The sequence below is a fragment of the Leptolyngbya sp. BC1307 genome (genome assembly GCF_002286735.1).
In the GTDB taxonomy this organism is placed as follows: Bacteria; Cyanobacteriota; Cyanobacteriia; order Phormidesmidales; family Phormidesmidaceae; genus Phormidesmis.
Genome location: NZ_NRTA01000002.1, coordinates 38,575 through 51,101, shown reverse-complemented (window position 1 = coordinate 51,101; position 12,527 = coordinate 38,575). Strand labels below are relative to the sequence as shown.

Below are 12,527 nucleotides of genomic sequence, written 5' to 3'. Positions count from 1 at the left end.
TCAAGCCAACTGCTTTAACCCAACTACAGATTTTCTCTATTGTGCGGCTCTTTCAGACGTTCCCATCCTGGCCCAGTGGGAATGATACCGCCCGGATTCAGCGGAAATAGATTGCCGTAATAGTCGCGCTTGACAGCATCGATGTCGCAGGTATCGGCAATGCCTGGAAGCTGGTAGAGGTCGCGCAGGTAGCCGCTGAGGTGGGGGTAGTCGGCTATGCGGCGGCGATCGCACTTAAAAATGCCGTGATAGGCCACATCAAACCGGATCAGCGTGGTAAACAGACGTACATCAGCCAGGGTCAAATCGCGACCGCATAGATACCGCTGATTGGCCAAAGCGTCATCTAGCTGATCGAGGGTGGCAAACAGCTTACCTACGGCCTGATCGTAAGCCGGTTGAGTTTGGGCAAAGCCGCAGCGATACACCCCATTGTTGACAGTCGCATAGATTCTGTCATTGAGCTGGTCGATCTGAGGGCGCAGCGCCTCTGGGTAGAGATCTGGCCCCGTCGCCAGGTGATCAAACTCGCTGTTGAGCAGCTCAATAATTTCGGCGCTTTCGTTATTGACAATGGTCTGAGTCTGGCTGTCCCAGAGTACCGGCACCGTTGCTCGGCCCTTGTAGCCAGGGTGACAGTGGCTGTAGAAGTCGGGCAGCGATCGGCAGTCCGCAGGAATTTCTGACTGATGACCCTCAAACAGCCATCGGCCCTCGTTCGTCGAAGGGTAGACCGTCGTCACCCCTACCGCATCTTCTAGCCCTTTGAGTACTCGCGTTACCAATGTTCGGTGAGCCCAGGGGCAGCTCATGCCCACAATCAGCCGATAACGGTCAGGCTCTGCGCTAATTTCTCTTCCCCGAAATTCGCTTTGGGGCCGCACATAGGCTCCTGACTGACTGCGAGGAGCCATTTGCGACATCATGGTGTGCCACAGCGTATTCCACACAAATTTGCCAGTGCGAACAATCAGGCCAGGGGGCAGGGTAGCGCGTTTGGTAGGCATAGAAAACCGGGGGCAAAAAGGCCGAGCAAAAGTAGGGCCATAAAAAAGCCCACAGCCTAAATGTTAGACCGTGGGTGCTACGGTTGTGCGTAGGCTCGTCGCTCAGGGGCACTTACTGGCTAGCAGCGTTTTGACCGTACCCAGCAGCTCACCCGGGCGAAAGGGCTTAATTACGTAGGCATCAGCCCCTTGCTTAATGCCCCAATAGCGGTCAAATTCTTCGCCCTTAGATGAGCACAGCACCACCAGCACGTCTTGAGTTTCGGCGTTATTTTTTACCCAGCGGCACAGCTCATAGCCGTTCATATTGGGCATCACCACATCAAGCACGACCAGGTCGGGCGGATTGGCGGCAATGAGGGCTTTAGCTTCTTGACCATCTTGAGCCACTGAAATAGTCAGGCCCGTTTTATTCAAAAGACTGGCGATCATCTCTCGAAGCATGGGGCTATCATCTACGACGAGTACTGTGCTCATAATTTCGGTCGATTCAACGGCTGGGCAGCTACGCGGCATGCTTAATAGAATGCCCTGAGCCTGTTTAAGGAATCGGAACTTATAGTAAAGATAAAAATAAGCCCAACGTTTTAAGCATTCCCCTCTATGGCTTTGAGAACGGCTTTAGGCTGCAATTTATCTTTAAACCAGACGAGCGTTGCGGGCGTGTTTCGGGTGTCGACGCCTGCTTTTTCTAGGTTCAGGCGCTCTGAGATCGCTAAAATCAAGTTTTCGTGACTTGCCTGTCGTACTTGATAAAACTTTTTACGCAGGTATTCGGGTCGCCAGTAGCCAACAATTTCTAGCAGATAAGTGCGACCGTCTGGGTGCACCAGGCGAAAGTCTGGAATCATGACGCTACCAGGAATCGGCACCAGATCGACTTCGCGCTCTAGCTGCCATTCGGTTTTAGTCTTCGCCCATTTTTCGGCAAATGCCTGCTCTAGCATACTGTCGTAGGGTTTGCCCGGCGGATAGTGGCTGACCAAATCGCACGTATCGCCCAGGCTAAAATGCTTTTCTTGGGCGGTTTTGGTATAGGGATTTTTCCACTGTAGGGTGGCGGTGAGCTGCCAGCGGGTGACGTGCAAAATGGCGGGGACTAGCTTGGCAATATCGACGCCGTAGCGAGTGCTAGCTTTAAACAAGCTGGCCGGGCCATCGATGGTGACGGTAAAGCCCTGGTCGGCTTCGCCCTCAATGTAGGTCATCAGGCGGAACAGCTTCAGGTAGCGGAACATCAGCTTATATTCGCCCGGATCGTTGCGGTGCAGATTGAGGACGACGTGGCTAGCTTTGTAAAAAATGCCCTGCACCTGAGAGAGGTTGTAGCGATGCAGCAGCGCTTCTGGAGTGGGCGCATCGAAGCTGGTGAGAATGCGGTTTTCTTTGAGATCGGCGTAGAGCCCTTGTTGGATGTGAACGGGCTCTACCTCGCGGTCGAGTTCTTGGGTGAGCTGAGCGGCCAGGGTGGCACGGTGACGCTGGGCAGCGGTCGGGCTGGGAATGGCGGTGGCGGCGAGGGTGAAGATGCGATCGCGCAATAACTCAGGCTCCAAAGGGCTGACAATTTCAAAATTGCCGAAGCTATTGCGCAAAATATGGGCGAGTCCGCGCTTCACCCGATAGTCGGTGTCTTCACCTTCGAGCGCCTGCAACTGCCGATCAAGATTGCCTTGAGTTTGACCGACAGCGTTCTGAAAAATATCAATCAGCGTTTGAGCAGCGGATAGATTTTGAGGCTTAATTGCCAGCTTTTTAGGCACCAGCGAGTCGCCGCTGTATTTGTGAATCAGCAGGGGTGAAGGTAGCGTGGCCAGTTCCTCCGAATAGCGTGCGTGGGCCAGGTTCTCTTCTCTATAATAAAGAGGAATAAACTTAGAATTTGTCTATTTCCCTTTGATCCAAGCTGAAACTCTAAATCTGCTGGAATGGCCCCGGCTGTGCCGTCATTTGGCGACCTTTACTGCAACTAATATCGGCACCGTCGCCGCTCAACAGCTTCAATTACCGACCCGCCGCGCTGAAAGTGAGGCGTTGCTAGCCCAAACGGTAGAAGCAGCCCAGTTGGAATCTACCGTGGGCGGACTTCAGTTTGGCGGCATTCGCGATATTGGCGTGGCGCTAGAGCGGGCGCAGGTGCAGGGCATCCTTTCAGGTGATGAACTGCTCGATATTGCCACCACGCTAGCGGGGGCTCGCCGCCTGCGCAGGCAAATTGATGCAAACGAGGATTTGCCAGTCCTTCAGGTGCTCGTGGCGGATCTACGGACGTTTCCAGAGCTAGAGCAGGAAATTCACCGCTGTATTGATGATCGCGGTCAGGTGGCAGATCGGGCGAGTGACCGGCTAGCGGGCGTACGTCGGCAGCTTAAAGTGGTGCGCGATCGCATTTATTCAAAACTGCAGCAGATTATTCAGCGGCAGAGCGGGGCCGTGCAGGAGACTTTGATTACGCAAAGGAGCGATCGCTTCGTCATCCCGGTCAAAGCAGCTCAAAAAGACGCTATTCCAGGCATTGTTCACGACGTTTCGACCAGTGGAGCCACCCTGTACGTGGAGCCGCACAGCGTAGTAGACAATGGCAACAAGCGCCGTGCCCTGCGCAAAGAAGAAGAAATTGAAGAAGAAGCCATTCGCCAAAAGCTCACCTACCAGGTAGCAGAAGTGCTGCCTGAGCTGGAGCATTTGGTGATCACAGTCGTCAAGCTAGACCTGGCAACGGCGCGGGCTCGCTATGGCCTGTGGATGGCGGGCAATGCCCCGCGATTTGTCGACGACGAGCAGATTACGCTGCGTCAACTCAAGCATCCGCTGCTGCTGTGGCAGCAAAAAAAAGAACAGGGGGCGGCAGTCGTCCCTACTGACTTAGTGATGCGGCCCGATCTGCGGGTGGTGGCGATTACTGGCCCCAATACGGGCGGCAAAACGGTCGCGCTAAAAACGCTGGGACTGACTGCGCTGATGGCCAAAGCGGGCATGTTTATTCCGGCCCGCGAGCCCGTAGAGCTACCCTGGTTTGACGCTGTATTGGCCGATATTGGCGATGAGCAGTCGATTGAGCAGAGCCTTTCGACTTTTTCGGGACATGTCAAGCGAATTGGCCGAATTTTAGATGAAATAGAGACAGAAGACGACTTCGCAAACGCGCTGGTATTACTTGATGAAGTCGGGGCGGGCACTGATCCCTCAGAAGGAAGTGCGCTGGCGATCGCCCTGCTCAAATACTTAGCTGACCACGCCCGGCTCACGGTTGCCACCACCCACTATGGCGAACTCAAATCGCTTAAGTATGAAGACGAGCGCTTTGAAAACGCCTCAGTAGAATTTGACGACGTGCAGCTTGCGCCCACCTATCGCCTGCTGTGGGGCATCCCGGGCCGCTCCAATGCGCTCTCCATTGCGCAGCGATTGGGTCTGAGAAAAAGCGTGCTGGAGCAGGCTAGAGCGCGCATGGGCGACGCTAATGAAGATGTCAATCAGGTGATTGAAGGGCTAGAGGCGCAGCGGCGGCGGCAGGAAAAGCGGGCTGAAGAGGCCGAAAAGCTGGTGGCGCAGGCGGAAAAGTTTTACCAGGAGGTAGAAGAGCGGGCTAAACGACTGCGCGATCGCGAGCAAACCATGAAACGTCAGCAGGAGAAAGACGTAGAGACAGCTTTGCTCCATGCCCGCGCTGAGATTGCTAAGGTAATCCGCGACCTGCAGCAGGGCGGCACTGCTAAAGACGCTCAAAAAGCCACTGAAACGCTCGACCAGATCGCCGAAAAACGGCTGCCGACAGGCACCCATCCAGCCAAGGTGAAATCCACTGGTTACCGGCCTAAGGTCAGCGAGCGCGTGCGGCTCCCCAACCTGGGCGGGCAAATTGCTGAAGTGCTCGAAGAAGCCGATGACGACAGCAAAGTAGCTGTGCGCTTTGGCATGATGAAGATGACCGTTGACCTGGCGGATATTGAGTCGCTCAAAGGAGAGAAAGCCGAGCCGATTGAGAAGCCACCGAAAGTTCAAGCGCAGCCCGTAGTTGTGGCGCAGCCCGTAGCGCCAGAGATCAGGACGGAAAGCAATACGGTAGATTTGCGCGGTATGCGGGTGGCAGAGGCAGAGATCGCTTTAGACGCCGCGATCGCCGAAGCCTACGGCCCGCTTTGGCTGATTCACGGTCATGGCACTGGTAAACTGCGGCGCGGCGTGCAGGAATATCTCAAGCAGCATCCGCAAGTTAAAAGCTTTGAAGCGGCAGAACAGGCTGATGGGGGCACAGGCGTCACCATTGCCAAGCTGTCAGCTTGATCCCTGGGCAGTCGCTCGGTAAGCACTCTATGAAATATCCGAAAAGTTTGACTTATCTAGCAACTTAGCTGTTAAGACACCTCGAAATCGATCTACTTTAGTAGTCCTATTCGATATTTTGTGCAGGCCACAGGTTCCTGCGATCGCCATGAAGCTCGCCTCCCGTATCCGTCAGGTCGACCCCTCTATGACCCTGGTAATTTCTGCCAAGGCCAAGGCTATGAAAGCGGACGGGCTAGATGTCTGTAGTTTTAGCGCAGGCGAGCCCGACTTCGATACGCCCGCGCACATCTGCGAAGCTGCTAAAACCGCGCTCGACCAGGGCAAGACTCGCTACGGCCCAGCGGCAGGTGAACCGGCTCTGAGAGAAGCGATCGCCCAAAAGCTGCAGCAAGACAACCAGCTTCCCTTTGGCCCCGAAAATGTGATGGTGACCAACGGCGGCAAACAATCGCTATTTAACCTGATCATGGCGATGATTGAGCCGGGCGACGAGGTGATTATTCCGTCGCCCTACTGGGTGAGCTACCCAGAAATGGTCAAATTGGCGGGGGGCACCCCGGTCATTGTGCCAACCACGGCGGAAACCAGCTACAAAATCACTGCTGAGCAGCTACGCCAGGCGATCACGCCTAACACCCGCCTATTTGTGCTCAATTCACCCTCTAATCCGACGGGCATGGTGTATACCCCCGACGAAATCCGGGCGCTGGCAGCAGTGGTGGTTGAGGCCGATATCTGGGTGGTTTCTGATGAAATTTACGAAAAAATTCTCTACGACGGGGCCGAGCATTTGAGCATTGGTGCGGTCGGGCCAGAGATCTTTAAGCGCACGATTATCAGCAACGGATTTGCCAAAGCCTATGCGATGACCGGCTGGCGGTTAGGCTATTTGGCTGCGCCGGTAGAACTGATCGCAGCGGCCAATATCTTGCAAAGCCACAGTACTTCTAACGTGTGTACATTTGCTCAGTATGGGGCGATCGCTGCCCTCACTGGCCCTACCGACAGCATCGGCACAATGCTACAAGCCTTTGCCAAGCGCCGCCTGGCTATCATGGACATGGTGAATGGCATTGACGGACTGAGCTGCGTCAAGCCGGACGGTGCGTTTTATCTGCTAGTTGATATTTCTCAACTGGGCCTGGGCTCTGCTGAGTTTTGCGAAAAGCTGCTAGATGAAAAGCACGTCGCGATTATCCCGGGTGCAGCCTTTGGCACGGAGGGCACGATTCGTATTTCTTACGCGACTGATCTCGATACGATTGAGCGCGGTATGGATCGACTGGGCGGGTTTGTGCGATCGCGCCAGCGTTGACGGGTCAAATCGCATCAGCGCTAACGGCTTAAACTAGCTGGGCTCGACACCGACTTCTAGCGCATTGTCCAGGCGAGGCATGGCTGTAGCCGCTTCGGCCTGACTGCTGGTTTCTCGCATATTCACAGCCACTAGTGCCTGCCTGAGGGCTTCGGTGCGACTGTCTAGAAAACGCTCGGCGGGGACAGTGTTGAGTAGGCCTAGCTTGGTCAATCGTTTGTAGGTCTGGTCTTTTGCGCCGACGATGTAGACATCGCGACCGCCCTCTACAGCTTCTTGCACAGCGTTTTCAATCGACAGTGAAGTGGTCACGCCCAAATGCGGCACTTCGCTCAGGTCTAAAATCATTGCTTTGCAGTTTTGTACGGCCTCACGCTGACGAGCGATCGCCTTCGCTACCCCAAAAATCATGGGCCCGCTCAAGCTAAAGAGCAAAATTTGATCTTGCCCCTGCTCCAGCAGTGATTTTTCTTCGGGGCTCAGGAAAATCGTGTCGTCATCATCGGTAATCGCAGTCACCCCTTTCTCTGAGCGCAGCTGACTGAGCTTATCAATAGTGAGAATATTCGCCACGAAGATGCCGACGCCAACCGCCACCACCAGATCGACAAAAACAGTGAGAAAAATCACCCCGTACATAATCGCCGCTGACTTGCGCGAAATGTAGTGAGCCCGCTTCAAAAAGCCCCAGTCAATAATGTCAATACCGACTTTGATGATGATGCCTGCTAGCACCGATAGCGGAATGCTTTGCGTCAGACCGCTAGCCCCCAGCACCACAACCAATAAAATTGCCGCTCGAAACAGCCCCGACAGCGCCGTGCGTCCGCCCGCCTTAATATTGACGACGGTGCCCATCGTCGCCCCCGCCCCTGGCAGTCCGCCAAACAGCCCCGAGGCGATGTTGCCAATGCCCTGACCAATCAGCTCCTTATTAGAATCGTGCTCGCTGCGAGTCAGGCTATCGGCTACTACCGAGGTGAGCAGCGCGTCAATACAGCCCAATATGCCCAGCACAATCGAATCGACTAGCATATTCCGCATCTGAGAGCTGCTAAACACCGGCAGATGCAAAGTGGGTATCGCCAGCGGAATTTCTCCAATGCGGCGCATATCGACGCTGCCAAACACGGTTAGCGAGATCACCGTGCCGATTACCATAGCGACTAGCTGCGGCGGCGCAAAGCGTCTTAAGTTTTTGGGAAAGTAGACAATCATCAGTACCGTCAGCAGCGCTAGAACAGCGTCGCTGAGCTGGATGTTAGACAGCAGCCCTGGCAGATTTTGCAGGGTGCCCAAGACGCCGCCTTTAGGACTGATCTGGCCCAGCGCCGGGCCAATTTGTAGAATAATTAAAATGAGGCCGATGCCTGACATAAAGCCAGAGACGACGTTGTAGGGCATCAGCGTGACATATTTGCCCAACTTGAGCATCCCAATGGCGATCTGTAACAGGCCCGCCATCATCACCACGGTAAAGGCCATCGCCATCCCGTTTTCAGGATCGGCTGCGACCAGAGTGGCAATGACGCCGGTAATCACCACGGTCATCGGGCCAGTCGGTTCAGAAATCAGCGTGGGGGTGCCACCAAACAAAGCCGCAAAAAAGCCGACGATAATCGCACCGTAGAGCCCGGCAGTTGGGCCTGCGCCAGAAGCAATCCCAAAAGCTAGCGCCATCGGCAGGGCAATCACCGCCGCTGTGAGGCCACCAAACAAATCACCACGAACGTTTCTAAAGTGAATTCGGTTAGTTATCTTGGGGAGATGTTGCATTGGGTAGAGCAGCCCTAGGCTTCTATCACTGCCTTTAAGTGTCTCACGACTTCCTAAGGTTTAGCGATTTTCACCCTGAAAGGCTACGCCAACGCCCACCCGATAAAGATGTAGCTTTCTATACACAACTTTTTAGAAGTGATTTTTTCTTCTAGAGGGCCAATACCACTCGACCGACGGGCTTAGCAACGCAGGCTAGTACCTGTCCGGTAGCGCGATCGCCCTCACTCAACCCCCTCGGCTCAACGTCGTAGCAGACTTCACCTGCTGCTAGCTGCTGCTTGCAGACCCCGCAACTGCCCATGCGACAGCCGCTGGTGAGCGAGAGGCCGGCTTGTTCAGCGGCGTCTAAGAGGGTGTCGGCTGAGTCGCAGGCGATCGCTTTGCCGGAGGCGGAGAATTCTACAGAGGGTTCATCTGTTGTGGAAGGGGAAACGGGGGAAGGGGAAACGGGGAAAGAAAGAACGGGGAAAGGAAGAACGGGGAAAGAAAGAACGGGAGAAGGGGAGGATTTTAGGCCGCCGAAGCTTTCTTCGAAGTAGTTTGCCATAGGGAAACCGGCGGCGGTGAGAAGGGCTTTGGTGCTGCTCATGAAGCCTGCGGGCCCGCAGGTAAAGGCGGTGCGTTCGGCGAAGTCAGGGCAGATAGCGGTTAGTAGAGCCAGGTTGAGCCGGCCCCGGTAGCCCGACCAGGGAACGGCGGGCGTATTTTTGGTCAGGGTGAAGGCCAGGTTGAAATGAGGGTGCTGGGCGGCAAGCAGCTCTAGTCGCTGACGGAAGATGATGTCGTGCGGGGTGCGGGCAGCGTGAATGAAGGTGATGTCGGTGTTGGCGGCGCGGTCGCTGAGCCACTGGGCGATGGACATCATGGGTGTAATGCCGCTGCCTGCCGAAATTAGCAGCAGCTTGTCAGCGGGATGATCGACACAGTTAAATTGGCCAAATGGTCCTTGTACTTGAAGCGTTTGGCCTACTATCAGGTTGCCGTGCAGCCAGTTAGAGGCTATACCCGGCGGCAGGTCGGGGCTGGCGGCGGCGACTCTTTTTACGGTGATGTCTAGCGTGTGAGGGCGCGACGGACTGGATGAAATGGAGTAAGAGCGCATGACGAAAGCGCTTTTGGCGCTCTCGATTGGTAACTTGAGGGTGACAAATTGGCCGGGTTTGAAGTCAAACAGTTGCTCGGGCTCGGCAACAAAGCGAAACGTTTTGACATCGCACGTCTCTTGAATAATCTGTACGCAGCGGGCGGTGATTTCTCCTGACCAGGTTTGGGGGGCGATCGCACTCTGTAAAGGCGTCAGGGCTTCGACAATCAGTGCAAATTCGCCAATGCGGATCACGTCGTCAGGGACAATCTCATAAGCCTGATTCACCCGGGCCTCTTCGTTGTTTAGCCGGGAGCCATCGGTACTGCCCAAATCGGTGAAAAAACACTGTCCCGATTCAAACAACACGCGTCCATGTACCCGGCTCACGGCTGGCCCTTCTAACACCAGATCGCAATTGGGATGGCGACCGATCAAACATTCAGCCTGCTGAGCTGAACGAGGCGCTATCTCGGCCTCATAAACGTCGTTGTTGTTGTAGTTTATGACTTTTGTTTTTAGCATAGTCTAAGAGATTTCCAGGTTGATTGGTTTGTCTTTTTAAGAAAGGCAAGGGCTGTAGCGTAACAGTCGAAATCAAAGAGAACTAGATCGAAAGAGAGATTGCACAGCCTTCAGCGCTGGCGAATTTGAGTCGATGGCAGGGTTGTCTTACGCAGCGTAGTGTCAGGTGGGCGACGCTTCAAGACGGTTCGAGGCAAAGACTGATGACTATAGGCGGGTGTTTCAGAAACGGCGGTTACCTGGGGCAGAATTTGAGCCAAAATGTCGAGTTCTTCGGGGCTAAGCTGCTCTAATGGCCGGTTGCCCAGCAGTTCAGCTACATTGACCGGTAGCTTTTTCAACTGGCGGCGCAGCTTGTCAGCCAAACTCTCTTTTTGATACTGGCGCTGACTGCGGCCCCAGGTGCGATATAGCCATAGACTGCTGACGATCGCTATTAGCGCCTGAAAGCCAAACTGAGCGGCCACTGGCCAATGATTAATTTCAGGACGACCGCCGTAGATAAAGAAGATGTTGAAAGCCAGAAAGGTACAAACCGAAAACATGCGGTGCAGGCTAAGTTCAGTAGCAGCAAGCGACTGTTTCTTTTTGAGATAGCCCCGATAGTGGCGCTCAAAGCGAGTACATAGCCAGCAGCTAGCAGCGGCAAAAGCAGCCAGGGTTAGCGGCGCAGCAATGAGCTTAGGAATGGCATTCAACGGCCCTAGCACGTAAAACCCAGGATCTATCAGCGCCGCTACCGTCCGCGATTCGTGGCTCCATACGCCCGAAAAGTAGTAGTCAAAGTTGCCCGCATATAGAGCGTAGTAACAGAAATAGCCAATCACCAGTCCTAGATAGCCATACTGCACCAGTCTCCGTCCTGGTTTACGCAATTGCTCCCAGTAGGCCCGCTCTGAGTCAATATCCATACAGGCCGACTTGCAAGAGATACAGGCGCTTTGCTCTTGTTGTTGACTATCGACAGAACGACACATTGACTGAGTCAGGCTGTAGGGTGCCGCCTGATGAGCCTGACTATCTAACAGACCGCGCGGTCCGGTGAAAACAGTTTGCACCATGCCAAACGGGCATACATAGTGACACCAGCTTCTACCGCCGTAAAGCGCCACCACGCCCGCTGCCGACAGCAGCGTTAGGATAAAAAACACGCCGACAGCAGATCTTACCGAATTTATCAGCAAAATTCGCGCGGTGATCCCTAGAAAAAATAGAACAAACTGGACATAAAAGTGATTGTTCTGCAGCCAGGTGTTACGCTCAATATTCAACAGCGGCTTCATACCCAGCGCTCTCGGCAACTGAGAGAAAAAATACAGCGGACAAATCCGCCGCCAAAACTCGTGGCCAAACACCAGCACTACAAAGATTGCGCTGGGCACCACCATTCCCCAAAATACCCGGGTGCCAATAGCGTAGGGTTTGAGCGAAACACAGTAACCCTGGGCGCTAACACATTGAGCGGGGTCAGTGGCCACAGCAAGCGTCGGATCGGCTAGCCAGCTCCAATCATTCTCAGGCTGAGTCAACACCGCCGAAACCGGATCGTAAAACAAAGAGACAATCAGTAGGCACCAGGCCAGGAAAACGCCCCAGCGCACGACGTGCATTTTCTTTTCCGATAGGGTAGATAGCATTGGTTTATCACTTGTGCTTGCTATGTATCTATCGGTAAAATCTCTTAGCCTTCTGCAAAGCTGAGCTATAGCAACTGTGCAATCAAGGCTGCAGTCAACTGTCGAACGTTCTCTAGGACAAGGGTGGCTCCAGCAGTTTTGAGCCTGTCGGCGTACTGAAGTTGGTAGGTTGCCGTTTGCTGAGCGTGAGGCGGTAAAATTCCGACGGCTAGCCACTGTCGCTGCGGAAACTGAGCCCTGGCAGCGGTAATCGTTTTCATGTCGGCAGCAGTATCACCTGCATAAATCACCGGCAGGTTTTGAGCCACGCCCTGTCGCTCTTCAATCTGTCGGACTGCTAGCATCAAACCGCTAGGGTCAGGTTTGCCCGGCGCATCTTCCATCGCGATCAGCACTGGTTCTTGTAAACCAATTCGCCGCTGTAGAACAAAGCCGGCAGAGCCACGAGTTGCCCCGCTAAAAAAAGCATAGGGAACACCTGATCGATCCAGAGTTTGTAAATATAGCTCATCTAATAGCAGCGGCTCACTCGAAATGTAGCCTGTCCACTGATCAGGATCTTCAGTATCGGGGCCACGGTAGCGCTTTTGAAAAAAATCAACGATCTCTCCATAAGGTACTTGGCTTTGAGTTTGCTCGCTCTGAGCCGAAGTGTTGTAATACCGGAAAATCATTTCCTCAGATGCTTTCCAATCGTTGTTCCAAATGCCTTCGCTTTTAAGCTGGTCAATATCCTCTACGGTAGGCCGATAGCTGCCATTGGTATAGTGCTCTACGGTGTCAGCGATCGCCCTGCGGTAAGACCCCCCCACATCTCGCACCACTCCATCGATATCAAACACAGCTATGGCAATCGGATTCATTCTTCTAAGATGACTAAACAACACAAG

General features: G+C 54.2%; 9 protein-coding genes. 2 read left to right on the top strand and 7 right to left on the bottom strand.

The window, feature by feature from the left end; all coding sequences use genetic code 11:
- Positions 1 to 23: 23 nt before the first annotated feature.
- From CKL79_RS01615 to CKL79_RS01605, 3 genes are all read right to left on the bottom strand, one after another.
- Entirely contained in the window at positions 24 to 1,007 is a 984-nt protein-coding gene (locus CKL79_RS01615; RefSeq protein ID WP_121967833.1) for a glutathione S-transferase C-terminal domain-containing protein, read from the bottom strand.
- A gap of 102 nt (positions 1,008 to 1,109) precedes the next feature.
- Positions 1,110 to 1,484 (bottom strand): response regulator, encoded by a 375-nt coding sequence (locus CKL79_RS01610; RefSeq protein ID WP_121968000.1) that lies wholly within the window; start codon positions 1,482 to 1,484, stop codon positions 1,110 to 1,112.
- 110 nt (positions 1,485 to 1,594) lie between these two features.
- Positions 1,595 to 2,824 (bottom strand): DUF790 family protein, encoded by a 1,230-nt coding sequence (locus tag CKL79_RS01605; RefSeq protein WP_121967832.1) that lies wholly within the window; start codon positions 2,822 to 2,824, stop codon positions 1,595 to 1,597.
- Between the two features lie 79 nt (positions 2,825 to 2,903).
- Between CKL79_RS01605 and CKL79_RS01600 the strand changes: the two genes are divergently transcribed.
- Both CKL79_RS01600 and CKL79_RS01595 read left to right on the top strand, forming a co-directional pair.
- Positions 2,904 to 5,294 (top strand): endonuclease MutS2, encoded by a 2,391-nt coding sequence (locus tag CKL79_RS01600; protein ID WP_121967831.1) that lies wholly within the window; start codon positions 2,904 to 2,906, stop codon positions 5,292 to 5,294.
- 148 nt (positions 5,295 to 5,442) lie between these two features.
- Positions 5,443 to 6,612, top strand: a complete 1,170-nt coding sequence (locus CKL79_RS01595) for a pyridoxal phosphate-dependent aminotransferase (RefSeq protein WP_121967830.1) — start codon at positions 5,443 to 5,445, stop codon at positions 6,610 to 6,612.
- 33 nt (positions 6,613 to 6,645) lie between these two features.
- Here the strand turns inward: CKL79_RS01595 and CKL79_RS01590 are convergent, their stop codons facing one another.
- The 4 genes from CKL79_RS01590 to CKL79_RS01575 all read right to left on the bottom strand — a co-directional run bounded on the left by CKL79_RS01590 (position 6,646) and on the right by CKL79_RS01575 (position 12,500).
- On the bottom strand, positions 6,646 to 8,388 hold the full coding sequence (locus CKL79_RS01590; RefSeq protein WP_121967829.1) for a SulP family inorganic anion transporter: 1,743 nt from the start codon (positions 8,386 to 8,388) through the stop codon (positions 6,646 to 6,648).
- 151 nt (positions 8,389 to 8,539) lie between these two features.
- On the bottom strand, positions 8,540 to 10,000 hold the full coding sequence (locus CKL79_RS01585; RefSeq protein WP_121967828.1) for an FHA domain-containing protein: 1,461 nt from the start codon (positions 9,998 to 10,000) through the stop codon (positions 8,540 to 8,542).
- Positions 10,001 to 10,110: 110 nt separating this feature from the next.
- Positions 10,111 to 11,637 carry a 4Fe-4S binding protein gene (locus CKL79_RS01580; protein WP_121967827.1) on the bottom strand — a complete coding sequence of 509 codons (1,527 nt, stop codon included), beginning with the start codon at positions 11,635 to 11,637 and terminating at the stop codon, positions 10,111 to 10,113.
- A gap of 65 nt (positions 11,638 to 11,702) precedes the next feature.
- Entirely contained in the window at positions 11,703 to 12,500 is a 798-nt protein-coding gene (locus CKL79_RS01575; protein WP_121967826.1) for a TIGR01548 family HAD-type hydrolase, read from the bottom strand.
- Between the last annotated feature and the right edge of the window lie 27 nt (positions 12,501 to 12,527).